The organism is Streptomyces sp. NRRL F-2664 (assembly GCF_000719345.1).
GTDB lineage: Bacteria > Actinomycetota > Actinomycetes > Streptomycetales > Streptomycetaceae > Streptomyces.
In genome coordinates this window covers 45387-70140 of the sequence record NZ_JOFX01000035.1, presented here as the reverse complement: position 1 = coordinate 70140, position 24754 = coordinate 45387, and the positions used below count along the sequence as shown (strand labels likewise).

General features: G+C 73.2%; 17 protein-coding genes. 11 read left to right on the top strand and 6 right to left on the bottom strand.

All coding sequences use genetic code 11. From position 1 onward, the window contains the following. The first annotated feature begins 598 nt into the window (after positions 1-598). From IF89_RS0126390 to IF89_RS0126355, 8 genes are all read left to right on the top strand, one after another. Positions 599-1783 (top strand): AAA family ATPase, encoded by a 1185-nt coding sequence (locus IF89_RS0126390; RefSeq protein ID WP_030773046.1) that lies wholly within the window; start codon positions 599-601, stop codon positions 1781-1783. A gap of 342 nt (positions 1784-2125) precedes the next feature. Beyond that, positions 2126-3028 (top strand): alpha/beta fold hydrolase, encoded by a 903-nt coding sequence (locus IF89_RS0126385; protein WP_030773044.1) that lies wholly within the window; start codon positions 2126-2128, stop codon positions 3026-3028. Positions 3029-3593: 565 nt separating this feature from the next. Beyond that, on the top strand, positions 3594-3758 hold the full coding sequence (fxsA, locus tag IF89_RS41535) for an FxSxx-COOH cyclophane-containing RiPP peptide (RefSeq protein WP_063831347.1): 165 nt from the start codon (positions 3594-3596) through the stop codon (positions 3756-3758). Between the two features lie 28 nt (positions 3759-3786). After that, on the top strand, positions 3787-6039 hold the full coding sequence (fxsBH, locus tag IF89_RS0126375) for a radical SAM/SPASM protein FxsBH, inactivated beta-hydroxylase extension form (protein WP_030773040.1): 2253 nt from the start codon (positions 3787-3789) through the stop codon (positions 6037-6039). A gap of 107 nt (positions 6040-6146) precedes the next feature. Further along, a complete protein-coding gene (locus IF89_RS0126370) occupies positions 6147-6884 on the top strand; it encodes an aminoglycoside N(3)-acetyltransferase (protein WP_078628529.1) in 738 nt (245 codons plus the stop codon). A gap of 43 nt (positions 6885-6927) precedes the next feature. After that, positions 6928-8313: a TIR-like protein FxsC gene (locus IF89_RS0126365; protein WP_158717927.1), complete on the top strand. Its 1386-nt coding sequence runs from the start codon at positions 6928-6930 to the stop codon at positions 8311-8313. Further along, complete coding sequence (gene fxsT, locus IF89_RS0126360; protein WP_030773034.1) at positions 8297-12295, top strand: FxSxx-COOH system tetratricopeptide repeat protein; 3999 nt, start codon at positions 8297-8299, stop codon at positions 12293-12295. Before IF89_RS0126365 ends, fxsT begins: the two co-directional genes overlap by 17 nt. A 73-nt stretch (positions 12296-12368) precedes the next feature. Further along, complete coding sequence (locus tag IF89_RS0126355) at positions 12369-13265, top strand: DUF4231 domain-containing protein (protein ID WP_030773032.1); 897 nt, start codon at positions 12369-12371, stop codon at positions 13263-13265. A gap of 81 nt (positions 13266-13346) precedes the next feature. Here the strand turns inward: IF89_RS0126355 and IF89_RS0126350 are convergent, their stop codons facing one another. The 3 genes from IF89_RS0126350 to IF89_RS0126340 all read right to left on the bottom strand — a co-directional run bounded on the left by IF89_RS0126350 (position 13347) and on the right by IF89_RS0126340 (position 17124). Then, complete coding sequence (locus IF89_RS0126350; RefSeq protein WP_030773029.1) at positions 13347-13826, bottom strand: hypothetical protein; 480 nt, start codon at positions 13824-13826, stop codon at positions 13347-13349. Between the two features lie 98 nt (positions 13827-13924). Next, positions 13925-14809: a S1 family peptidase gene (locus tag IF89_RS0126345; RefSeq protein WP_030773028.1), complete on the bottom strand. Its 885-nt coding sequence runs from the start codon at positions 14807-14809 to the stop codon at positions 13925-13927. 944 nt (positions 14810-15753) lie between these two features. Continuing rightward, positions 15754-17124 (bottom strand): DUF5685 family protein, encoded by a 1371-nt coding sequence (locus IF89_RS0126340; RefSeq protein WP_030773026.1) that lies wholly within the window; start codon positions 17122-17124, stop codon positions 15754-15756. Between the two features lie 286 nt (positions 17125-17410). On the opposite strand from IF89_RS0126340, the gene IF89_RS0126335 reads away from it, so the two are divergent. Further along, positions 17411-17860 (top strand): cell division protein SepF, encoded by a 450-nt coding sequence (locus tag IF89_RS0126335; RefSeq protein WP_030773024.1) that lies wholly within the window; start codon positions 17411-17413, stop codon positions 17858-17860. Between the two features lie 9 nt (positions 17861-17869). On the opposite strand, the gene IF89_RS0126330 is transcribed toward IF89_RS0126335, so the two are convergent. Both IF89_RS0126330 and IF89_RS0126325 read right to left on the bottom strand, forming a co-directional pair. Continuing rightward, positions 17870-19039 (bottom strand): acyl-CoA dehydrogenase family protein, encoded by a 1170-nt coding sequence (locus IF89_RS0126330; protein WP_030773022.1) that lies wholly within the window; start codon positions 19037-19039, stop codon positions 17870-17872. Between the two features lie 118 nt (positions 19040-19157). Further along, positions 19158-20804 carry an MFS transporter gene (locus IF89_RS0126325; RefSeq protein WP_051807650.1) on the bottom strand — a complete coding sequence of 549 codons (1647 nt, stop codon included), beginning with the start codon at positions 20802-20804 and terminating at the stop codon, positions 19158-19160. 290 nt (positions 20805-21094) lie between these two features. On the opposite strand from IF89_RS0126325, the gene IF89_RS0126320 reads away from it, so the two are divergent. Both IF89_RS0126320 and IF89_RS0126315 read left to right on the top strand, forming a co-directional pair. Then, positions 21095-22204 (top strand): glycosyltransferase family 39 protein, encoded by a 1110-nt coding sequence (locus IF89_RS0126320; RefSeq protein ID WP_030773017.1) that lies wholly within the window; start codon positions 21095-21097, stop codon positions 22202-22204. 197 nt (positions 22205-22401) lie between these two features. Further along, positions 22402-23460 (top strand): phosphatase PAP2 family protein, encoded by a 1059-nt coding sequence (locus tag IF89_RS0126315; RefSeq protein ID WP_030773014.1) that lies wholly within the window; start codon positions 22402-22404, stop codon positions 23458-23460. Between the two features lie 282 nt (positions 23461-23742). Here the strand turns inward: IF89_RS0126315 and IF89_RS0126310 are convergent, their stop codons facing one another. Further along, positions 23743-24723, bottom strand: a complete 981-nt coding sequence (locus IF89_RS0126310; protein WP_030773012.1) for a helix-turn-helix transcriptional regulator — start codon at positions 24721-24723, stop codon at positions 23743-23745. Positions 24724-24754: the final 31 nt, after the last annotated feature.

Below are 24754 nucleotides of genomic sequence, written 5' to 3'. Positions count from 1 at the left end.
CCTGGCCGGGTCTTCGCCGTGGCGGGCGAAACACGGTCGCGGCGACGGCGGAGTCGCGGTGCCGGGCAGGGGTGTCTCCTCGGCTCGGCGGATGCCGCATCTCGCGGCCATACCCGGGGGTGACGCCTCGTCCTGCGGGGACACCCCTACCCGTCCCCGCTCCGGCTGCGACGGGGGACGGTTCCGGGGGCCTGCGCTGCCCCGTCGGGGTGTGGCCTGCGGGGGCGAAACACGGTCATGGCGCGGCGGAGTCGCGGTGCCGGGCAGGAGTGTCTCCTCGGCTCGGCGGGTACCGCATCTCGCGGCCGTACCCGGGGGTGTCGCCTCGTCCTGCGGGGACACCCCTGCCCGTCCCCGCTCCGGCTGCGACGAGGAGGGTTCCGTCACCGTGCCGGCTCCGCTGGAGGGCGGTGGGGTGGGGACACGGCGGAGTGTCGGCAGCGCCCCAGCAACCACCGACCGGCATCACCACCACCGCACACGCGCAGCCCGACCCAGCCCCGCCGGCGCTTGAGGCGCGGGGTCCGGGGCAGCGCCCCGGCAACCACCGGCCCGCACCGTTCCGCCGAGCCGCGCAGCGACCCGGCATGATCGAGGCGTGATCACCACCCTCGCCGTCGAGAACTACCGCTCCCTCCGCCGCCTGATCGTCCCCCTCGGCCGGCTCACCGTCGTCACGGGAGCCAACGGCACGGGCAAGTCCAGCCTCTACCGCTCCCTGCGACTCCTCGCCGACTCCGCCCGCGGCGGCGCGATCGCCGCCCTCGCCCGGGAGGGCGGGCTTCCCTCCACCCTGTGGGCCGGCCCGGAAAAGCTGGGTCGGGCCGTGCGCGAGGGGCACCAGCCCCTCCAGGGCACGGTCCGCAGCGAACCGGTCAGTCTCCGCCTGGGTTTCTCGGGCGACGAGTTCGGCTATGCGGTGGACTTCGGACACCCGGTGCCGGTCGCGGGCTCCCTCTTCTCCCTCGACCCCGAGATCAAGCGCGAGTGCACCTGGTCGGGGCCCGTCCTGCGCCCCGCGGCGATCCTGTCCGACCGTTCGGGGCCCGCCGTACGGACCCGCACCGCGGACGGCGGCTGGCACCGTACGCAGAACGCCCTGCGCCCCTACGACTCCATGCTCAGCGAACTCGCCGACCCCCAACTGGCCCCCGACCTCCTCGCCCTGCGCGAGCTGATGCGGTCCTGGCGGTTCTACGACCACGTCCGCACCGACGCCGCCGCCCCGGCCCGGATCCCGCGGATCGGCACCCGTACGCCGGTGCTCGGCGCCGACGGCTCCGACCTGCCCGCCGCACTGCAGACGATCCGCGAGACCGGGGACGCGGCAGCACTGGACGAGGCGGTGTCCGCGGCCTTCCCCGGCAGCCGGATCTCCATCAGTGATCGCGACGGCCGCTTCGCGTTGGAACTGCACCAGCACGGCCTGCTGCGCCCGCTGGGCGCGGCCGAGCTCTCCGACGGGACCTTGCGCTACCTGCTCTGGACCGCGGCCCTGCTGACGCCGCGGCCGCCGGCGCTGATGGTCCTCAACGAGCCGGAGACCAGCCTCCACCCGGACCTGCTGGCCCCGCTCGCGGACCTGATCCTGACCGCCGCCCGGGACACGCAGACGGTGGTCGTCACCCATGCGGAGCCGTTGGCCGAGGCGCTGGCTGCGGGCACCCGCCGGCACCGGGTGGACCTGCGCACGGTCGAACTGGTCAAGGATTTCGGCCGGACCGAAGTGGCCGGCCGCGAGGGCCCCCTCGACGAGCCCCTCTGGTACTGGCCCAAGCGCTGATCGCGCGGGGCCGGCAGAGCAGGGCACCGCCTCCGAACCCGGGTCTTCGCCGCACCGGGCGAAACACGGCCACGGTGCGGCGGAGTCGCGGTGCCGGGGGTCTCCTCGGCTCGGCGGGTGCCGCATGTCGCGGCCATACCCGGCGGTGACGCCTCGTCCTGCGCGGGACACCCCCTGCCCGTCCCCGCCCGCATCCGCGAGCCGGATCGGGCGGCGGCGTGCGCTCCTGTGGCACTTCGGCAGAATTGCCCCTGGACACTCCCCGAGTGCGCCCTACCGCACTCTTCCCCCAGCGAGCACAATCGCCGTGACGACTCACATCGAACGTGAGGGAGGGAGCGCGTGCGCGATCAGGTGCGCACAGCGGACGGGCGCGCTCTGACCGTGGAGCGCTGGGGCGATCCGGAGGGCAAGCCCGTCTTCCTGCTCCACGGCATGCCCGGCAGCCGCCTGGGCCCGGCCCCCCGGGGCATGGTCCTCTACCAGCGCCGGATGCAGCTCATCGCCTACGACAGACCCGGCTACGGCGACTCCGACCGCCATCCGGGCCGCACCGTCGCCGACGTGGCCCATGACGTGGCCGCCGTCGCCGACGCCCTCGGCCTGGACCGGTTCGCCGTGGCCGGCCGCTCCGGCGGCGCCGCCGGCGCCCTCGCCTGCGCCGCCCTGCTGCCGGACCGGGTCACCCGTACCGCGGCGATGGTCGGGCTGGCTCCCCGGGACGCGGAGGACCTGGACTGGTTCGCCGGGATGGCCGCATCGAACGTCAAGGAGTACACCACCGCCTCCACCGATCCCGAGGAGCTGGCCGCCCGGCTGATCCCGCGCGCCGACGGCATCCGCAAGGATCCGGGGCGGCTGCTGGACGAGCTGCGCCGGGAGCTGACCGACAACGACCGCATGATCGTCTCCGATGCCGGGCTACGGTCGATGCTGCTGCGGAACTACCGCGAGGGACTGCGTCGTTCGGCGTACGGATGGATCGACGACGTCCTCGCCTTCAGCCGCCCCTGGGGTTTCGACCCGGCCGACATCCGCTGCCCGGTGCTGATCTGGCACGGGGAGCTCGACGTGTTCTCCCCCGTGGGCCACTCCCGCTGGCTGGCACGCCGGATCCCCGGGGCGACCACCACGATCGAGCCGGCCGCCGCGCACTTCGCGGCCCTGCGCGCCCTGCCCGACGTGCTGAACTGGCTGCTGCGCGACCTGCCCGCGCCGCCGCTCAGCGAACAGCAGCCGGCGTAGGGGGCGTTCGGCTGTCCGGTCACACCTCTCGGAGCACTCCGTCCCGCCGCCGTCCGGGGTTCGGCCCCGGTGCACACACCCGTCTGCAGAGCCCCTTGCCGCGCGAGCACCCTGCGCCCCTGCCTCCTACCCGCCGGCGGGGCCGGGCCACCGCGACGGAAGACCCGGTCGGTCGGCCGCGGCCTCGCCGCCCTCCGCGCCGTCCGGCACCCCTCCGTCCCGCCCTGCACCCCTCCGTCCCGCCCGGCACCCTTGTGTCCCGTCCGGCCGGACCACCCGTCCTTCCCCGCCCCGGGGGCGGAGCGGCTGCGGACCGCTCGCGGGGCGACCCGGGACCTCGGCCGCACGGCCCCCGGCACGGGTCCGGGAGAAATGGATCTTGCCGTCCGGCGAACGGCCGAATAAGCCACCTCGGGAAATGCGCCGCACTCGCTATAGAACGGTTGACCAGGCGTCATGTCTCGGTTGCCAATGGGGTGTGGCCGAGTAAAGTCCACGCTTGACGGCAGCGTGTCGCTGCTGTCGCCACATGGCCATTCCACATGACTTCCCCGAGGACGGTGTCGTGAACACTTCCGCAACCCCCCCGACCAGCACGGTCAAGGCCCGCCGGGTCCCGCTCGCGAAGATCGACGTCGAGACCGCGTCGGCGGCCGCGACGCTCGGTCGCGTGCTGCCGGCCGAATACGGCCGTCCGGTTCAGGCACCGATCTTCAACTCCGCTCTCTGAGACGGAGCGAGAGCCCTAGACTGGCGGAATGACCGGCCTGATCGCATTTCGCGAGATCGTCCTGAAAGTTCACAGCAGATGCGATCTCGCTTGTGATCATTGCTACGTCTACGAACACGCTGATCAGAGCTGGCGAGCCCGGCCGAAAGTGATCTCCCCCGAGGTTGTCGCGCAAACGGCATCCCGGCTCGCCGAACATGCCCGTGACCATGCTCTCCCCTCCGTCACGGTGATTCTCCACGGAGGGGAACCCCTGTTGGCGGGCACGGCCCGGCTCCGACTCGTCTGCGAGGAGTTCAGCCGGGCGCTCACCGGGATCGCCGCCCTCGACCTGCGGATCCACACCAACGGGCTCCAGCTCACCACCCTTTACCTCGACCTCTTCGCCGAGTTCGGCGTCCGGGTCGGCGTCTCCCTCGACGGGGACCGCGCCGCCAACGACCGTCACCGCCGCTTCGCGGACGGCCGTACGAGCCACCCCCTGGTCCTCGCCGCCGTCGCACTGCTGCGCTCGGCGCCCTACCGCCACCTCTACCAGGGGCTGCTCTGCACCGTGGACGTGGCCAACGACCCCGTCGCCGTGCTCGACGCGCTCGTCGAACTCGACCCGCCGCGGGTGGACTTCCTCCTCCCGCACGCGACGTGGGAGACACCCCCCGTCCGGCCCGACGACGCCCCCGACGCCTACGCCCGCTGGCTCCTGCGGGTCTTCGACCACTGGGAGCGGCTCGGGCGCCCGGTGCCCGTGCGGCTCTTCGAGTCCCTCCTGTCCACCCTGCGCGGCGGCCCCAGCCTCACCGAGTCGCTCGGCCTCGCCCCCACCGACCTCGTCGTCGTCGAGACCGACGGGAGCCTGGAGCAGGTGGACTCCCTCAAGAGCGCCTTCGAGGGGGCCGCGGCCACCGGGTTCAACGTCTTCGACCACACCTTCGACCGGGTCGCGGCCCATCCCGGGGTCCGGGCCCGGCAGCTGGGCCTGGCGGGCGTCAGCGACGCGTGCCGCCGCTGCCCCGTCGTACGCTCGTGCGGGGGCGGGCTCTACACCCACCGGTACCGCGACCGCAACGGCTTCGACAACCCCTCCGTGTACTGCACCGACCTGCGCGAACTCGTGGACGGGGTCGAGGGCCGCACGGCGCACCGGGAGACCGCTGCCCAGCTGTCCGACCCGGCCGAACTGGCCCGCTCCCAGCAGGAGCTGACCCGGATCCTGCTGGCCCGGCTGAACGCCGACCTGGCCGGCGACCCCGAATGGGCGCACGCCTGGGAGCTGGTGGCCGCGGTGGAGCGGACCGGGGATGCGGGAGCCGACGCCCTGGACGCCGTACTGGACCACCCCTTCACCCGGACCTGGGTGCTGGCGGCCCTGGACGCCGCGCGCGAGGGCCGCCCCGGCGGCCCGGAGGCGGCCCGCCGGCTCACCGCGTTGGCGGCCGCGGCCGTGCTGCGCGGCGGGCTGGACCTGCCCGCCGAGGTGGCCTACCGGGACGGCGAGGTGTACCTGCCGACGCTCGGGCTGCTGCGGCTCGGGGAGCCGGGCACCGAGGGCCGGGCCTCGCTGCGCGTCACCGGCGAGGGGTATGCCGTACGGGACGGCCGCTCCGAGCACCGCTTCGGCCCGGCGGCGGGCGACGCACGCTGGCAGCCCGTGCGCACCTGGTCGCCCGGCCCGGAGGCGGCGCCGGTGGCGCTGGAGGACCTCGATCCGTACCGCAACTGCTTCCCCCGGCCGCCCAGGCTCCGGCTCGGCGCCGGCGAGGCCGAGGAATGGCGGGGCAGGCTCGGCCGCGCCTGGGCACTGCTGCACGAGGCCGTGCCCGGGTTCGCCCGGGCGGCGGCGGCCGGGCTGACCACGGTGACCCCGCTCGCGGGCGGTCCGCGGGCCGGCGGCTGGGGCGAGGCGGGCCGCAGCGGGCCGGGGGCGCTCGGGGTGCCGTACGCGGCGGGCGTACGGGAGACCGCGCTGGCGCTGCTGACCGGGCGGCGGCGGACATGGCTGCGGGCCCTGACCGAGGTGACCGACCTGTACGCGCTGGACGGGCAGTGGCAGCACCCGTCGCCGTGGCGGTCGCGGCCGGTGCCGGTGTCGCGGCTGCTGGCCGATGTGCACGAGCGGGTGGCGGTGGAGGCGTACCGGCGGGCGACGACGGGCCCCGAGGCGGGCGGCTCGGAGCGCATCCACCGGGCCCTGGACCGCCTCTCGGCGGCGGCCGAGCTGACGGTCACCGGCAAGCGCCTGGTGGCGGAGCTGCGCTACGAGCTGAAGGCGGTGGACGCGTGAGCGGCCACTCCCCCGCGCCGGCGGGAGCGGGCCCCGGCCGGGGTCGGCGGGGCGCGGGCGCCCTGCAGCTCGCGGTGCAGCTGCGGCTGCTCGGGGTGCGGCCGGGGATGCGACTCCTGGTGCACGCCGCCCTGGGCCGCACCGGGCTGCGCGCCGAGCAGCTGCGCGACGCCCTGACGGGGGTGCTGGGGCCGCACGGCACCCTGGTGGTGCCCGCGTTCACCCCGGAGAACTCCCGGACCTCCAGCGCCCATCTGGAGCGGACCGCCGGGATGGACGAGGCCGAGGTGCGGGCCTTCGTCGAGCGGATGCCCGCCTTCGACCCGGCGAGCACCCCCAGTCAGGGCATGGGCTCCCTGGCGGAGGCCGTCCGCACGGCGCCGGGGGCGGCGCGGAGCTCCCATCCGCAGACCTCTTTCGCCGCGCTCGGGGCGGACGCGGAGCGGCTTTGCGCCGGGCACCGCCTGGAATGCCACCTCGGCGAGGAGTCGCCCCTGGGAAAGCTGTGCTGGGAGGGCGGACAGGTACTCATGATCAATGTGGGGTTTTCCGTCTGCACCGCTTTCCATCTCGCGGAGTATCGAATTCCGAAGCCCCCCTTGCGCATGTACGAGTGTGTGGTGAAGGTGAACCTTCCGGAGGGGCGGCAGGGGTCCGGCCAGGAGGGGGAGTGGACCGCGTACGAGGACGTCGCGCTGGACGACGGTGATTTCACGGAGATCGGCAGGGCGTTCCCGGATGCGCGGGTGCGCAGGGGGCGGGTCGCGGGGGTGTCGACCATGCTCTTCTCGGTCGCGGACGCCGTTGATCACGCCCTGGAGTGGATGACCGAAAACCGACGCTGATTGACTGAACGATGAGGGGATGTGGCGAAGCAGCTCCGGAATGATGTTTCTTCGCTCGCAGCTTCGGGACGGGGGGCGTGTGCCCGCATCAGTGCAGCCGTATTTTTTTCTCAGTTATGCGCATACACCGAGATTCGGGGCCGGGGGGCCCGATCCCGACATGTGGGTGGAGCGCCTGTTCCGTGATCTCTGCAGCCATGTCATGGCGCTGACGGATCTGCCCGCCGGGGCCGAAGCCGGCTTCATGGACCGGGAGATACGCAGCGGCGAGGGCTGGTCGGAGCGGCTGGGTGCGGCACTCGCCACCTGCCGGGTCTTCGTGCCGCTGTTCTCGCCGCGGTACTTCGCCAGTGAGATGTGCGGCAAGGAGTGGTATGCGTTCGCGCAGCGGGCGATCCACCAGGGGGCGCTGAGCAACCAGCCGGCCGAGGCCATCGTGCCCGCCCTGTGGGTGCCGGTCCCCCCGACCCAACTCCCGGGTCCCGCCGAGCGGTTGCAGTTCAACCACAACACCTTCGGCGAGCGCTACGTCACCGACGGGCTGTACGGGCTGATCAAGCTGCGGGGGTACGCCGAGCAGTACGAGCGCGCCGTGTACGAGCTGGCCAAGCGCATCGTCCGGGTCGCCGAGACCGTCCGCCTCGAACCCGTCCGGCCGCTGGACTACCGGGGCGTGCCGAGCGCCTTCGGGCCCACCGGCAGCAGTCCCGCCCGCAGCCTGCACGTGACCGTGGCCGCCGCGTCCCGGCACGATCTGCCGGACGGCCGCAGTCCCGAGTACTACGGGGACAGTGCACTGGAGTGGAATCCCTACCACCCGGTGGCGCAGCGGCCCATCGCCTACGTCGCCGAGGACCTGGTCAAGAACCTCAACTACCAGACCAGCCTGGGCTCCTTCGACGACGAGGCCGGGCACTACGACAGCAAGCAGCCGCCGACCCGGCCGGAGATCCTGCTCGTGGACCGCTGGGTCGTGGAGGACGAGCACCGGCGCCAGCGGCTGGCCGCCTTCGACCAGGAGTCCCGGCCGTGGGTCAACGTGGTCGTGCCGTGGAACCGCTACGACCACCAGAGCCGCGCGAAGGAGACCGAGCTGGCGCGGCGGCTGGAGGAGACCCTGCCCGTCAAGATGGGCCAGGGCCGGGCCGCCTGCCGGGCGGCCGCCAACGGGGTGGCGAACATGGAGACCCTCGGCCAGATCCTGCCGCAGGTGGTCGAGGCCGCGGCGCAGCAGTTCCTCAGGCACGCCCAGGTCTATCTGCCGGCCGGCAGCACCCACACCGAGCGGCCGCGGCTGCTCGGGCCGATGGGCATGAACGGGCCTCCGGTCCCGCCGCCGGCCCCCTTCCCGCCCGACACGCTCGGCGGCCACAACGACGGCAACGACAACGACACCGACCGGGGGGACGCGGATGACAGCGAGTCGTGACAGCAGGGACGGCCGTGACGGACGCATCGTCACCTTCTACTCGTACAAGGGCGGCACGGGCCGCACGATGGCGCTGGCCAACACCGCCTGGATCCTGGCGGCGAACGGCAAGCGGGTCCTGGCCGTGGACTGGGACCTGGAGGCCCCGGGCCTGCACCGCTTCTTCCACCCCTTCCTGGACCCGTCGACGCTGGGGGCCACCACCGGGGTCATCGACCTGATCAGCGAGTACGCCTGGGCCGCCACCAGTCCGGTGGCGCGCCCCGACGACTGGCACAAGGACTACGCGCGGATCCAGCCGCACGCCGTCTCGCTCACTCCGGAGACGCTGGGCTGGGAGTTCCCCGACGGCGGCACCCTGGACTTCGTCTCGGCGGGCCGGCAGAACCGCGAGTACTCCGCGACCGTGTCCACCTTCGACTGGGACAACTTCTACGACCGGCTCGGCGGCGGCCTCTTCTTCGACGCCTTACGCGCCGACATGAAGAGCAACTACGACTACGTCCTGATCGACAGCCGCACCGGCCTGTCCGACATCGCGGACATCTGCACCGTGCACCTGCCGGACGTCCTCGTGGACTGCTTCACCCTCTCCGACCAGTCCATCGACGGCGCCGCTTCCGTCGCCCGGCAGATCGACGAGCGGTTCAACGACCGCGGGATCAAGATCTATCCGGTGCCGATGCGGATCGACGAGGGCGAGAAGGAGAAGGCGGACGCGGGCCGGGCGCTGGCACGGCTGAAGTTCGACCGGTTCCCTGGAGGCCTGGTCGGGGACGAGCTGACCTCCTACTGGGGCGCGGTGGAGATCCCGTACCGGCCCTACTACGCGTACGAGGAGACGCTGGCCACCTTCGGCGACGAGGCGGGGCTGACCAATTCCCTGCTCTCCGCCTTCGAGCGGCTGACGTCCGTGGTCACCGAGGGCGAGGTCACCTCCATGCCGGCCATCGGCGAGGAGGTCCGGCTGCGCATCCGGGACGCCTTCACCCGCCGCCGCCCGGCGCTGCCGGCGGACCTGTTCCTGTCCTATGTGGCGGAGAACCGCATGTGGGCCGACTGGATCGAGTCGGTGCTCACGCGGGCCGGTTTCCGGGTGGTGCCCAAGGATGTGTCGGCCGAGCGGCCGGCGGCGGGCGCACCGGCCTCCGCCGGGGACACCCTGGGCGGCGGCACGGGCATCAGCATCGACACCGCCGCCCGGACGGTGGTGCTGCTGTCCACGGCGTACCTGAAGTCCGCGCGTGCCGTGGACGTGTGGGAGCGGGCGGCCGCCGAGGACCCGACGGGGGGCCGGCGCCAGCTGGTGCCGCTGAGGGTGGGTGACGTACGGCTGTCCACGCCGTACATCGACCGCAATCCGGTGGACCTCTTCCGGCTCGACGAGGTGCATGCGACGGCCGCCCTGCTGCGCGCGGTGGAACGGCCGATGGCGCTGCCCGACAGTGTGGCGAGCGCCTCGCAGCCCGGTCCGCGTTTCCCGGGAACCGTGCCGAAGATCTGGAACGCCCCGCCCCGCAACCCCGGTTTCACCGGCCGCAGCATCGTGCTGGAGCGGATGCGCGACCAGCTCGGCGGCGGCATGGCGGTGGTGCTGCCGCAGCCGCAGACGCTGTTCGGTCTCGGCGGTGTCGGCAAGACCCAGGTCGCGCTGGAGTACGTGCACCGGTTCATGGCCGACTACGACCTGGTGTGGTGGATCTCCTCGGAGCAGACCGACGACGTGGTCGCGGCGCTCGCGGAGCTCGCCGTCCGCCTGGGCGCGCAGACCGGCGAGGACATGGCGGCGGCCTCGCAGGAGGCGATCGACCTGCTGCGGCGCGGGGTGCCGTCCTCCCGCTGGCTGCTGGTCTTCGACAACGCCGACGATCCCGAGGCCCTCAAGCGGTTCTTCCCGCCGGGCGGTCCGGGCCACGTGCTGGTGACCTCCCGCAACCAGTCCTGGTCGCAGTACGGCGACGCGCTCCCGGTGGACGTCTTCCTGCGGGAGGAGTCCATCGAGCACCTCCAGCGCCGGGCCCCCGGGCTGAGCAAGGAGGACGCCGAGCAGGTGGCGATCGCGGTGGGCGACCTGCCGCTGGCCGTCGAGCAGGCGGGTGCCTGGATCGCGGAGACCGCGACTCCGGTGGCCACGTACATCGAGCAGCTGGCCCAGCAGGCGGCGAGCGTCCTGGGGCTGAACCAGCCCCCCGGATATCCGGAGCCGGTGGCCGCCACCTGGAACATCTCCATAGAACGGCTCCAGTCGCGGTCCCCGGCGGCCGTGCGGCTGCTGCAGCTGTGCGCCTTCCTGGCGCCGGAGCCGATCTCGGCGAACCTGCTGTACAGCAAGGAGATGATCGACGCCCTCAAGCCGTACGACGCCTCCCTCCAGGAGAAGCTGGTGCTGGGGCGGGTCATCCGGGAGATCGGCCGGTTCGCGCTGGCCAAGGTCGACCAGGTCAGCAACAGCATCCAGGTGCACCGGCTGGTGCAGGCGGTGATCCGCTCGCAGATGCCGGAGGAGGACCAGCGGGAGGCCCGGCACGCCGTGCACCGGATCCTGGCCGGTGCACGGCCGGACGACGACGAGCCGATCGACAACCCGGAGACGTGGCCGCGGTTCAACACCATCTGGTCGCACCTCACCCCGTCCGAGGCCCGGTACTGCAAGGAGCCGGAGACGCGCCGGCTGCTGATCGACCGGGTCCGCTACCTGTGGAAGCGCGGCGACTTCAAGGCCGCCTACCAGCTCGGCGAGGAGCTGCGCGAGGCCTGGAAGGAGATGCTGGGCAACGACGACCTCCAGTACCTGTACCTGCGGTTCCACCTGTCGAACATCCTGCGCTCGCAGGGCCGGTTCGTGGAGGCGAAGGAGCTCGACGAGGTCACGCTGGAGCGGCAGAAGGCGGTGCTCGGACCGTCCCACCCGCACACCTACATGACCATGAGCGGTCTGGCCAACACCCTGGGCGCGCTGGGCGACTACGGGCAGGCGATGGAGCTGGCGACCGACGCGCACGAGGGGTTCAGCCAGATCTTCCACGAGGCGCACCCGCGGACGCTGGCGGCGGCGAACAACCTGGCGCTGAACCTGCGGCTGGTGGGCCAGTACACCAGGGCCCGCGAGATCGACCAGGAGGTGTACGACCTGCGTACGGAGGTGCTCGGCCCGGAGCACCCGTACACCCTGTCCTCCGCGCAGAACCTGGCTCGCGACCTGCGCGAGGTGGGCCGGTACGAGGACTCGGTGCAGCTGCTGAGCCGGACGTACGACATCTACAAGCGGACGCTGGGCCGGGCGTTCCCGGGCACCCTGTCGGCCGCGAAGAACCTGGCGGTATCACTGCGCCGGGCCGGCCAGCTGGAGGACGCGCTGCGGCTGACCACGGCCACTCGGGCCCGCTATCGGGCGAAGTACACCTCGGTCAACCCGGACCTGCTGTCCTGCGAACTGAACCTGGCTTCCGACCTGTTCGCCACCGGGGACCCGGGCGGGGCGCGGGAGCTGGCGCAGGAGGTGGTGGACGAGTACATGAAGGTGCCGGGCGAGCGGCACCCGTACACGCTGGCGGCCGTGAACAACCTGGCGGTCTTCCACTGGGGGACGGGCGCGGCGGAGCCGGCGGAGGCGATGCTGCGGCAGACGATCCGGCTGATGCGGGACGTCCTGGGCGACAACCACCCGCACACGGTCTTCGCCCACCTCAACCTGGCGAACGCCCGGGCCGACCTGGGTGACCCGGAGGGGGCCCTGGAGCTGGAGCGGCTCGCCGTGCTGCGGTTGCGCGAGGCGCTCGGGGCGCATCACCCGGAGACGCTGGCGAGCAGTTCCAACATGGCGATCAGCCTGGACTCGCTGGGCCGCAAGGAGGAGGCGGCCCGGCTGCGCGCCGAGGTGGTGTCCGAGTTGACGCGGCTGCTCGGGGAGGACCACAGCCTCACCCGGTACGCCCGTGACGAGCGGCGAATCCACCGGGACCTGGAGCCTCTCGCCGTGTGATCCGACGGGCGGCGGGGTCCACCGGCCCCCGCCGCCCGCCACCCGACATGAGGGGGGCATTGTGAGTGACAGCATGACCTTTCGGAACGAGGACCTGCCGGCCCTCTTCCACCACACGGACCAGGCGGCGGTCTCCCGGCAGCGGGAGTCCGTCCAGGCGACGAGGACCCAGCTGCTGCTGCTCGTGGTGGCGGCGGGGGCGGCGGCGCTGCCGCCGGGGCCCGGGATCGGCTCGGTGCACCTGTTCGGACTGCTGAGCGTGCTCGGCTACGCGGGGGTGCTGGGGGTGGGCATGCGGGCGACCCGGCGCCGGGCCCGCCCGCAGTGGCAGCTGAACCGCAGTGCGGCGGAGTTCATCAAGTCCCTGGCCTGGCGGTACGCGGTGCACGGGGCGCCGTTCGGCAGTGACGTGGCGGATCCGGCACAGGTGTACGGGACGCGGCTGGAGGCGGGTCTGGCCGAGCTGCGGAAGATGGGCTGGGAGGATCCGCGGACGGCCGGCGCCGTGCCGGAGGGCGCGGAGATCACCGGCGCGATGCACCGGCTGCGGGGCAAGAGCTACCACGTGCGGCGGGAGACGTACGTCCGGGACCGGCTGATCGAGCAGCGCAACTGGTACCGGCGGCGGACGGAGGTGTCGCGGCGGGCGACGCACCTGTGGTCGTGGACGATCGTCCTGCTGACCTGTCTGGCCCTGCTGTTCGCGCTGCTGAGGGCGTTCGGTTCTGGTCCGGGGGCGGGGCTGACGGGGCTGCTGAGCACGGCGGCGGCGGCCGGCATCGCGTGGAACGAGGTCCGCCGCCACCATCCGCTGATCGAGGCGCACACCCTGATCGAGCAGGACCTCGCGGCGATGATGGTGGTGATGCAGACGACCATCACCGAGTCGCAGTGGCCGTCGTCGGTGTACGAGACCGAGCGGTACGTCTCGCCGCAGCACACGGACTGGCTGGCCCGGCACAGCAGTTAGCACGGTCGTGGCGAGGGCGCGGAGGGCGTTCGAGGACGTGGGGGGCGTTCAAGGGCCCGTACGGCGCTTCGAAGCCGCAGCTCAGTCCCGGCAGACGCCCTCGCGCCACAGGACGGTGACGGGCTTGCCCAAGGACCGGGCGTAGGCCACGATCTCGGCGGTGCCGCCGTGCCCGCGGGCGGGCCGGCCGTCCCAGACGGCGACGAGCCGGTCGCAGGAGTCGGCGATGTAGGTGCCCGCGGCGTAGTAGGCCTCGTCCGTGGAGCGGGCGAAGTCCATGCGGATCTCCTGGGTGGCCCGCAGCCTGAGGCTCCGGTAGCGGTCGAGTGCCTCGGCGCCCTCGAAAGAGTCCTCGTAGTCGTCGCTGGGGATGACGACGGTGAGGTCGGCGCCGCATTCGAGCGCGACGGCGGCGAACAGCTGGTCCGCTCCGTCGGCGAGGCTGGAGAGCGCCTCCAGCGGTCCTTCGTGGCCGCCCAGTACGGCCCGCAGGCCGCTCTCCACATGTGCGAGCACCGACTCGGGGAGGGACCGGTGTCCGGTCACGCCGATGCGTTTCATGCAGGAACCTGCTTCCCCCGGGGACACGGCCGCCCTGGACATCCTCCCAGAAGGCGGGAGGACGTCCAGGGTGCCGACAGGGGCGCACGGGACACGGGTCAGTAGACGCTGACCCCGTAGGCGTTGAGGGCCTCGACCACGGGCTGGAAGAAGGTGGTGCCGCCCGAGGAGCAGTTGCCGCTGCCGCCGGAGGTGAGGCCGACGGCGCGGGTGCCGGAGTAGAGCGGGCCGCCGCTGTCGCCGGGCTCGGCGCACACGTTGGTGCGGATCATGCCGTAGACGATGTCGCCGCCGCCGTAGTTGACGGTGGCGTTCAGGCCGGTGACCCGGCCGCTGTGGGTGCCGGTGGTGGAGCCGCGGCGGGTCACGGACATGTTGACCGTGGCGTTCACGGCGCTGGTGATGTCCTGGCCGCCGACCGTCCCGGGTGGCGTGGGCGTGTTGCTGGCGTACTTGATGAGGCCGTAGTCGTTGTTCGGGAAGCTGGACCCGGCCGTGGAGCCGAGGACGTTCGTGCGGGCGGAGTTGGTCCACCAGGTCCCCGCGCCGTCGGTGCAGTGGCCGGCGGTCAGGGCGTAGTAGTTGGCTCCGCTGCGGACGTTGAAACCGAGGGAGCAGCGCCAGCTGTTGGCGTAGATGGCGTCGCCACCGGAGGCCAGTTTGGTGAGTTTGCCCGGGATGCGCTCGATGCGCAGGGCGCCGGCGTCGGTTCCGGCCTCGCGTTTGATTCTCGCGATGGCGGCGGCGGAGACGGTGGAGTCGGCGGAGACCACGAGGGTTCCGGTGGCGGGGTCGGCGTGCCAGGCGGTGCCCGCTACGTCGGCCCGCAGGACGGAGGCGCCGGCAGAGGCGAGCCGGTCGGCGCTGAATCCGCCGTCCTGGGGGTCCGCGCTCGCCGCGGTGGGTGCGGCGAGCGCTGCGGCGGCGGCCAGGCCGGTGGCCACCGCGAGCAGCCTGTTACGGGTGGTGCGCTTGATCCTCACTTCTCGTCCTCCTGGAGAGGTTCGGGGGCCCGGCGGTTGTGGGGGTGCCGGAGCCCGTGAGGCGCAGCCGGGGGCACGGCGGGCGCATGGACTTTGGCCGTGCCCCTGACAAGCGCTGTCGGGAGTGTCCTGTGGTCGGATACCGGTCGCAAGAGCGGCTTTCGGCCTCCGTCCGCCGCCTGTCGCCGTGCGGCGAGGGGGTGTTCCGGGGCGGTGGGACGGGCCGGGGAAACGGTCCGCCGGGGCGCGGTGGGGTGGCGCGGCGGAGCCCGGTCGGGCTCTGCGGCGGCCGCGCCCGGCGGGTCGGATATGCCGGTCCGCGGGCCGCGGAGCAGGCGGCGGCCGCGCCGGGCGGGCGTGGCGGGCGCCCGGCCCGGTCCGGGCGGGAAGGCGACGGCACCCGGCAGGGCGCCGCCCGGGCCGCGCCCGGGCCTGCGGCGTGCGCGGTCGCCGGCGTCGGCGGTCCGCGGCGCACGGCCGGCGGCTGCGGACCGGGCACCCGTCCGCACGGTGGCGCCGACCGCCCGCAGGGCGTGGCCAGCGCCCGCCGGTGCCGGTGCTCCTCCTCCGGTCGGCGGGGCCGGGGGGCTGCACCGTACGACGGAGCTGCGCCCGCGCACGGGGCGCGCGCGGGCGCGCCCGGGCCGGCGGCGGCGTCGGGTGCCGTGCGCCGCACGGCAGGTGGGGCTCCGCGGACCCGCCCGGGGCGCCGGAACGGCCGGAAGTCGACCTTCCGGGATGCCGGCCAGGCGGCCGCCGTCCGGCGCGCGGCGTCCGTACGGGGCGGACACGGCGGCCGCGGCCCCGTGCATGCGCCGAGCCCGCCGGGCCGCGTAGGGGTCGTCTGCGTCGTCGCTCATCCCGCTCAGCCCTTCCACGCGCGTCCGGCCGGGAATCCCCCCATAGGCCGTCCGGGCGCGTGGAACTGACGCGGAATCAGCCGGTCAGTCGCAGCAGCAGCCGCAGTTGCAGTCGCAGCAACCGCCGCCGCCGCCACCGCCGCCGCCGGAACCGCCCTCCGCCCCGCCGGCCGGGGAGGAGTTCGGGCGGCAGCAGTTGCAGCACTCGCAGGCGTCGCACCACGGGTCCCGCTTCTTGCGCGACCAGGGGCCCTCGTGTTCGGTGCAGCAGATCTGGCAGGTGCAGAAGAGCCCGATGGCCACGGCGCAGCCCGCCAGCAGGCCGCGGGGCTGCCGCTGCGGGTGCCGGCCGTCCCCGCCGAAGCCGCCGCCGAAACCGCCGCCTCCCCCGCCGAAGCCGCCGCCGTGTCCCCCGGGCGGCGGCCCCGCCGGGCCGCCGGGAGCCTGCGGGGTGTTCACGCCGTGCGGGCCGGCGCCGTAGGGGTTGCCGGCGTAGGGGTTGCCGGCGGACCCGTCGTACGGAGGGTTCGAGCCGTACGGGTTCGAGCCGTACGGGTCCGCCCCCGGGCCGGCCGAGGCGGTGGCCGTGTGGCCGCAGCTCATCGTCCCGAAGGCCCGGTCGACCGAGGTCCGCAGCTCGTGCACGAGCAGCCGGTGGGCGAGCCCCGCGTCGGCGAACTCCACCTCGGCCAGGGCCAGCCTGATGCCGTGCAGGGCGTCGTCGCAGAGCCTGCGGGCCTCTGCGCGCGAGGTGCCGGTGGCGGTGAGCGGGTTCCAGGCGCCCGCCGCGGCGTCGGCGGCCTGGTCCTCCACCGCGTCCAGCAGGTGCGCGAGGCGGCCGAAGTAGCGGCCGGCCTCGGCCAGCGCGGCGGCGTTGCCCGGTCGTCCGGCCAGCTGTGCGGTATGTGCGAAGGCGGCGGCGGTCGCGGTCTCCGTCGGCTCGGTCACCACGAGCACGCAGGTGCCGGGGCCGGCCAGCGTCTCGATGCCCGCCTGCCGTTCCACGGCGTCCACGAGCACCGCGGTGTCGAAGCCGAGGGAGGCGCCGGTGCGCGCACCGGCACGGTCCCAGCCGCGGGCCACCCTGCGCGCGGCGAGGGCGAGGGGGGCGCGGGCCAACAGACCGTCCCGGTCCGCCACGTGGTCGCGCACCTTCGCGGAGGCCAGGACCAGGGAGACGGCGGCGGCGAGCCGCGCGCCCTCGCCCTTGGCGACGGCCGCGGTGCGCATCCCGCGCAGCGGGCAGGGGCCGGCGGTGCGGCGGGAACCGGGCGCGGGACCGGACTGAGCCTCCGTCAGAACGGAGACGAGCAGCCCGTCATAGTTCGTGACGATCCGGGCGAACTGTCCGTGGTCCCCCCGAAGTGCCAGGCACAGCCCGCAGAGATGGGCCATCCACTCCGCCTTGAACCGCTCCCCGAGCCGGTGCGTGCAAGGTCTGACTATGCCGAACAAGCTGCTGCCCCCGTGAGTCGTACGCGTGCCTGTCCGGCATGGTATCGACCCGCGTCCGTCACCCGTACGTCCCCGTCGCCCACCCGTACGGCGGTGGTGGTCGTATTTTCACTCAGTCAGCAGTGGTAGCGACCAGGATCCTTGACGGTGCAACGGATGTTCTGCACCAGTACCGTCACGAAAACCCTGCGCGGCGACTATCCACTTGGCGCGTTGTCAGCATCATGGACGAGCATAGGGGCAGCGGAGAGAAAGACAGACTGACCGCGGTGAAAGGAGGCAGTCCATGGGTTCGGTGCGCAAGGCGAGTGCCTGGCTGGGTCTCGTGGAGGACGGCGACGACGAGCGCTACTACGACGACGACTACGCGGAGGCCGCCCACGGTTCCGTCGCGGGCCCCGGTGACCAGTGGGTGACCGACCCCCGGGTCAAGGTGGCCTCCGAATCGGCCGTCGAGCACGGTCGCCGGATCGCGACGGTCACCCCGGACGGCTTCCGCGACGCGCGCGGCATCGGGGAGCTGTTCCGCGACGGGGTCCCGGTGATCGTGAACCTGTCGTCGATGGACCCGACCGACGCCAAGCGCGTCGTCGACTTCGCGGCGGGGCTGACCTTCGGTCTGCGCGGTTCGATCGAGCGGGTGGCGACCAGGGTCTTCCTCCTGACCCCGGCCGACACCCAGATCGTGAGCGGTGAGCCCGGCGGCCGCTCGCGCGACTTCTTCAACCAGAGCTGAGCAGGGTTCTCACCGGAAGGCGTCGAGCCCGGTGAGCGCCTTGCCCAGCACCAGCTGGTGCATCTCGACGGTGCCCTCGTAGGTCAGCACCGATTCGAGGTTGGTGGCGTGCCGCATGACGGGGTAGTCCAGGGAGATCCCGTTGGCGCCGAGGACGGTCCGCGCGGTGCGGCAGATCTCGATGGCCTCGCGGACGTTGTTGAGCTTGCCGAAGCTGATCTGCTCCGGCCGAAGGGTGCCCGCGTCCATCCGCCGGCCCAGGTGGTGGGCGAGCAGGATGCCCTTGTGGAGCTCCAGGGCCATGTCGGCCAGCTTGGCCTGGGTGAGCTGGAAGCCGCCGATCGGCTTGCCGAACTGCTCCCGTGTCCTCGCGTAGTCGAGCGCGGCCTCGAAGCTGGCCCGCGCCGCGCCCATGGACCCCCAGATGATCCCGTACCGCGCGTGGCTGAGACAGCCGAGCGGCCCCTTGAGCCCGGTGACGAGCGGCAGCACGGCGTCGGCGGGCAGCCGTACGTCGTCCAGGATCAGCTCGCTGGTGACGCTGGCGCGCAGCGACCACTTGTGCTTCATCTCCGGCGCGGAGAAGCCGGGCGTGTCGGTGGGCACCGCGAAGCCGCGGATTCCGTCGTCGGTCTGCGCCCACACCACGGCCACCGATGCGACGGAGCCGTTGGTGATCCACATCTTGCGGCCGTTCAGCACCCAGTCCGTGCCGTCGCGCTTCGCGTGCGTCCGCATGGCCCCGGGGTCCGATCCCACGTCCGGCTCGGTCAGCCCGAAGCAGCCGATCAGCTCGCCCGCGGCCATGCCGGGCAGCCACCGCTGCTTCTGCTCCTCGGAGCCGTACTTCCAGATCGCGTACATGGCGAGCGAGCCCTGCACGGAGACGAGCGAGCGGATCCCGGAGTCGGCGGCCTCCAGCTCCAGGCAGGCCAGACCGTACTGCACGGCGCTGGCACCGGCGCAGCCGTAGCCCTCCAGGGACATCCCGAGCGCCCCGATGGCACCCAGCTCCCGGGCCAGCTCCCGGATCACGGGCAGTTCGCCGCTCTCGTACCACTGGGCGATGTGGGGCAGGACCCGGTCCGCGGCCCAGCCCCGGACGGTGTCCCGTACGGCGAGGTCCTCGGGCCCGAGGAGCTCGTCGAGCCCGAGCGGATCGGTGGGTACGAAGGACACGGGGCCTCCCGGCGGCCTGAGCAGGAACCTGGCGGCGCGAGTTTTTGCGCCCACCCGACGCTATTGGCCTGCGGCGGGCAAATCCAGCCCCACTTTCCGGCTCCTGCCGGCGGCGGAGTCAGCCGGCCTGTTCGACCGGGGTCGGTCGGGCCGCTTCCCCTTTGCCCTGCGCGGGCAGCCGCACCGGCTCGGCGGCGTCGCCCTGCCCCGCGCAGTCCATCGCCCGCGGCAGCTTCAGCGCCATCACCGCTCCTGCGAACAGCAGCGCCGCGCTCACGAGGAGTGTGACGTGCAGGCCGTGCACGAAGGAGTGCCGCGCCGCCGCGTACAGCGAGGCCCCGGCCGGGCCGCCGAGATCCGCGGCGATCTGGTACGCCTCGCCCAGTGAGTTCGCCGCGCCCGCCGAATCCGCCGCCGAGACCCCCGGCACCGAGACCAGCCCCGGCCGGTACGCCGCGTTCATCACACTGCCCAGCAGCGCGATGCCGATGCCCGCACCCAGCTGGTAGGAGGTCTCGCCGATCGAGGCCGCGCCGCCCGCGGTGTCGGCCGGCGCCTCGCTCAGCATCGACTCGTACGCGGCGAACAGCGTCGTCTGCAGCCCGAAGCCGAGCAGGACGAAGCCGACGGTGAGCAGCAGCGGCCGGTCCTGCTGGCCCATCAGCGTCAGCAGCAGCACGGCCAGGCCCGTCAGGACGAAGCCCAGCGACACCATGGTGCGCGGTCCGACCCGGGCCAGGGTGTAGGAGCCGGTGGCGCCCGCGGCCATGGCGGCGAAGGTCAGCGGCAGCAGCCGCAGGCCCGTCTCCAGCGGACTGAGGTGCAGCACCAACTGGAGGTACTGGACGGCGATCAGCTCCAGCCCCACCAGCGCGAGCATGGCGAGCACGATGCAGGCGACCGAGGTGGAGAAGGCGGCCCGCGAGAACATCCGCATGTCGATCAGCGGGTGCTCGCGCCGCTTCTGGCGCCGTACGAACAGCACGAGGAGCGCCGCGCCGAGCAGCAGCGGGACCAGCGCCCCGGCGTCGAGGAGGTGCCGTTCGGCGCCGAGCCGCTTGATCCCGAGGACCGAGCCGAGGACGCCGGCGGCGGCCATCAGCGCGCCGAGCACGTCCCACGGCCCGTCGGCGGAGCCGCGCGACTCCGGCAGCAGCCAGCGGCCGAGCGGCAGGATCAGCGCCATCAGCGGGATGTTGATCAGGAAGACCGAGCCCCACCAGAAGTGCTCGATCAGGAGGCCGCCGAGGACCGGGCCGCCGGCCGCGCCGATCGCGGCGACGGCGGTCCAGATGCCGATGGCCAGGGCCCGCTCGCGCCGGTCGGGGAAGACCTGGCGCAGGATCGACAGGGTGGCCGGCATGATCATGGCGCCGCCGACGCCGAGGAGGGCGCGCGCGGCGATGAGGACCTGGGCGTTGTCGGCGAGGGCCGCCATCGCGGAAGCCGCGCCGAAGAGTCCGTAGCCGAGGAGCAGGATGCGCCGGCGGCCGACCCGGTCCCCGAGGGTGCCGAAGAGGATCAGCAGGGAGGCGCAGACGAGCGGGTAGGCGTCGACGACCCAGAGCAGCTCGATGGGGCCGGGCCGCAGGTCCTCCGTGACGGACGGGACCGCGACGTGCAGGATCGTCGCGTCGAGCGCGACGAGGACCAGGCTGACGCAGAGAACCGCCAGGACGACCCAGCGGTTGCCGCCGCCGGAGACCGTACCCAGCCGCTGCCAGGGCGAAGGGGTCCCGGCCGTGGCCGCGTTCGTCCCCGCCATGCATGTACCTCCCAGGTGATCCCTCGCGCTCGGTGGACCAGCGTCTTGTGGAGCCGCGAGGGGTGGTGCTTCCTTCACGACGTCCGACGGGGTCCGGCATCGACACGCGAGTGAACGGTCAGCGTACGCGAGTTCGCGTGCCCGGCACGTGGCCAAGCTCTCATCCCGGCGGCGCCCCCCGTGTGGTGTGTGCCACTCCCCCGCCCCGACACCTCCCCCGGTGTACACGCCCGCTCACGGTGCGTGGTTCTCGGTCCGGCCGGGGTCGGACGCCGGACGATAATCATGCCGTGGAAGATCTTGGATTTCGTCGGGCCGCGCCCGCGCTGGCCGTCTTCGCGGCGGTCCGGCTGCTGGGGCTGACCGTGCTCGCGGTGTGGGGGGCAGTGGCGGGCAGCAGCCCGCACACGCTGCTGTCGGCCCGGTGGGACTCCCTCTGGTACGCCCGGATCGCCGCCGAGGGCTACGGCTACGAGATCGCCCTGCCCAACGGCGACGTCCACTCGAACCTGGCGTTCTTCCCGCTGCTGCCGTGGCTGGAGCGGATGGTGTCGGCGGTGACCGGGTCGTCGTACGGTTCGGCGGGCCTGGTGGTGTCCGCGCTCGCCGGGGTCGCGGCGGCGTGGGGGATCTTCGCGGTCGCCGACCTGCTCCACGACCGCCGGACCGCGGTGTTCGCGGTGGCGGTCTGGGCGGCGCTGCCCGTCGGCATCGTGCAGTCGATGGCGTACAGCGAGGCACTGTTCACGGCGCTGGCGGCGTGGGCGCTGTACGCGGCCCTGCGCGGCCGGTGGGCGGCGGCGGGCCTGCTCGCCGCCGGGGCGGGGTTGACCCGGCCCGTCGGCGCGGCGGTCGTCGCCGCGGTGTGGGTGGCCGTCGTACTGGCCCGGCGGCGCGGGGAGCGGTCGTGGCGCATGGCCGTGGGCGCGCTGCTGGCTCCGGCGGGCGCGGCCGCGTACGTGCTGTGGGTGGGCGTGCGTACCGGGGGAGGTCTGCTCGGGTATCTGGACGTGCAGGCCGGTTGGGGCAACGGCTTCGACGGCGGCTGGGCCTTCGCCCGGTTCGTCGGGGAGAAACTGGGCTCGTCCGCCTGGCCGGCCGGGCTCGGGCTGATCGCGGGGGTCGCGCTGGTGCTGTGGCTGTACGCGTCCTGCGTGCGGCAGCGGCAGCCGGCACCGCTGCTCGTGTACGGCGGGATCGTCGTGGCGCTGGCGTTGTGCGCGTCGGGGTACTTCGGTTCCAAGCCGCGGCTGCTGCTGCCGGCCTTCCCCCTGATGCTGGTGCCGGCCGTGGCCCTCGCACGGTGGCGGAGGGGGCGCGCGGTGCTGGTGGTGGGCGCGTCCGCACTGGCCTCGGCGGTGTACGGGGCGTTCTGGTTGAACGGGTCGGGCCCGCCGTAGGCGCACGGGAAACGACCTGCGGCAATAAAGTCCGAATAAGCAGGCGGAGCAATTACCGGAAACCGGACGGGGAAGGATGCAACCCGCGTCGAAATACCGGGAATTAGGCCCCGTTGAGACCAACTCCACATCACATGGTCATCACAAACCCCGCGATTCGCCCGGGCCGACCGGCGCCGCGCGGTAACGTCGATTGAGTGCGTACCGACCAAATCCTGACCCGTCTGGAGCGGGTCTTCGCCCGGCTCGACCGGGAACCGGAGCGACCGGCTCATCTGCAGACCCCGCAGATGAGCCGGCACCGCGTCGTACTCCTGGGCTCGACCCTCGCGTTCTACCTCGCCATCGTGGTGGCCGTGCTGACCACCTCGTGGCTGGTCCGCCTCGACTGGCAGATCATGTTCTTCCGGCCCTACGAGCAGTGGCCGCAGCTGCACGCCTTCCTCGACTACCTGGTCGTGCTGGGCCAGCGCGGGCCCACCGCGGTCATGGTCGCCGCGTGGCTCGGCTGGCGCTCCTGGCGCCAGCACACCCTCCGCCCGCTGATCACCCTCGGTGTGGCGCTGCTGCTGCTCAACGTCACCGTCGGGTCCGTGAAGCTCGGCCTGGGCCGGCTGGGCCCGCACTACGCCACCGAGATCGGCTCGGCCGAACTCTTCGCGGGCGGGGATATATTCCCTTCCGGCCACACCGCCAACGCCGTGGTGACGTGGGGGATCCTGGCCTATCTGGCCTCCACCGTGGTCACCCGGCGGGTGCTGTCCGTGGTGTCCGCGGTCGTCTCGCTGAGCGTCGGCGCCACCACCGTGTACCTCGGCACGCACTGGGTCAGCGACGTCTTGCTGGGCTGGTCCGCGGGACTGCTGATCCTGCTGGCCCTGCCGTGGTTCGAGCCGCTCATCGCGCGCACCGAGGCGTACGTCTTCGACGTGCGCGAGATGCTGCGACGCCGGGCGGAGACCGGGCGGATGCCCGCCCCGGTCGTCTCCGCGCTCACCCCGCTGCTCTCCGCGGGCGGCAAGTGGCAGCTGACGCCCCTCCCGCAGGCCGGCGAGGAGCCGGCCGCGGTGCCCTCGACGGGCGGCGCCGCCGGCGGACACGCCCCGGCGCACCGCCCGGCCGGGCACCCGGCCAACCGGCCGCACCTGATCCGCTCCGAGCGGACCCCGGTCACCCCGGTCGGCAGCCGCCGGCCGGCGCACGCCGAGCGGGCCGGCGCGCGGGGCACCGCGGCCCGTCCGGTGGCCGGCGGCTGACGGCGGCGGCGGGGGCGGTACGCACCACCCACCCCCGCACCGCGAAGGCGGGCCGGGTCATCGACCCGGCCCGCCTTCGGCGTTCGTCAGCGCCGCGCCCGGACGTTCGTCCGTCCCGGGTCACGCTTGTGTCACAGAATATCTACAGCGGCCAATTGCTTTCCGGGCCGCGACACGCCCGGGGTGCAGGCGTATTCGAATTTCCGTCGAGAAGCGCAGAATTGCCGCAGGGCATTTCCACGGTCCCGCCGGGCAGGGCCGGCTGAATCCCCCTCAGGTCCGCTACATTTCCTTCACGTCTCCGGCCGCCACGGCCCGCCCCAGGAGATCTCTCAGGGCTCTCAGCCGGTCGCCGAGCTCGGGCGGCTCGACCACTTCGAACTCACAGCCGAGCAGCATGATGTGAATCACCAGGACGTCCAGGTTCACGGCGCCGGTGCGCAGCAGGCAGGTGTGCGCGTCGACCGGCTCCAGCACTCCGTCGCTCGGCCCGATGATCTGGGCCGCCTCCTGTTCGGAGATCTGCAGCCGGACCACGGCGCGGGCGGCGTACACCCACTGGGACACGCCCTCGGAGACGTAGGCGGCGAGGTCCTCGGCCGGAGGCCGGCGCGGGGTGAACCGCGGTCCGTGGGGCGGCCTGGGCTCGATCCGGTCGGCGCGGAAGGTCCGCCACGCCTCCCGGTCCAGGTCCCAGGCGACCAGGTACCAGCGCCGTTCCGTGCAGACGAGCCGGTGCGGTTCGACCGTGCGGCGGCTGACGCTGCCACCGTGGTCGCGGTACCCGAAGCGCAGCCGCTCGGCATCCCGGCAGACCGAGGCCAGCTCGGTCAGCACCGAGGCGTCCACGGTGGACCGCTGGGCCCCGCGCAGCATCGGCACGGTGAACTCGTTGAGGGCGGACACCCTCCGGCGCAGCCGGGACGGCAGGACCTGCTCCAGCTTCGCGAGGGCCCGTACGGAGGCCTCCCCGATCCCCTCGACGCCGTTGCCCGCGGCGGTGCGCAGGCCGACGGCGACGGCGACGGCCTCGTCGTCGTCCAGCAGCAGCGGCGGCAGCTCGGCCCCCGCTCCCAGCTGGTAGCCGCCGCCGGTCCCGGGACTTGCGTTCACCGGGTACCCCAGCTCCCGCAGCCGGTCGACGTCGCGGCGGACGGTACGGGCGGTGACGCCGAGCCGGTCGGCGAGGTCGGCCCCGGTCCATTCGCGGTGGGCCTGGAGCAGGGAGAGCAGGCGCAGCAGCCGTGCGGAGGTCTCGAGCATCCCCCGAGTCTGCCAGCGGACCGCGCCGCGC

Bases quoted from the DNA above. Each gene is read 5' to 3' on its own strand.
- fxsT (WP_030773034.1), top strand. From the start codon at position 8,297: ATGACAGCGAGTCGTGACAGCAGGGACGGCCGTGACGGACGCATCGTC.
- fxsBH (WP_030773040.1), top strand. From the start codon at position 3,787: ATGACCGGCCTGATCGCATTTCGCGAGATCGTCCTGAAAGTTCACAGC.
- IF89_RS0126325 (WP_051807650.1), bottom strand. From the start codon at position 20,804: ATGGCGGGGACGAACGCGGCCACGGCCGGGACCCCTTCGCCCTGGCAG.
- IF89_RS0126310 (WP_030773012.1), bottom strand. From the start codon at position 24,723: ATGCTCGAGACCTCCGCACGGCTGCTGCGCCTGCTCTCCCTGCTCCAG.
- IF89_RS0126355 (WP_030773032.1), top strand. From the start codon at position 12,369: ATGACCTTTCGGAACGAGGACCTGCCGGCCCTCTTCCACCACACGGAC.
- IF89_RS0126335 (WP_030773024.1), top strand. From the start codon at position 17,411: ATGGGTTCGGTGCGCAAGGCGAGTGCCTGGCTGGGTCTCGTGGAGGAC.
- IF89_RS0126365 (WP_158717927.1), top strand. From the start codon at position 6,928: ATGTTTCTTCGCTCGCAGCTTCGGGACGGGGGGCGTGTGCCCGCATCA.
- IF89_RS0126350 (WP_030773029.1), bottom strand. From the start codon at position 13,826: ATGAAACGCATCGGCGTGACCGGACACCGGTCCCTCCCCGAGTCGGTG.
- IF89_RS0126370 (WP_078628529.1), top strand. From the start codon at position 6,147: ATGCGACTCCTGGTGCACGCCGCCCTGGGCCGCACCGGGCTGCGCGCC.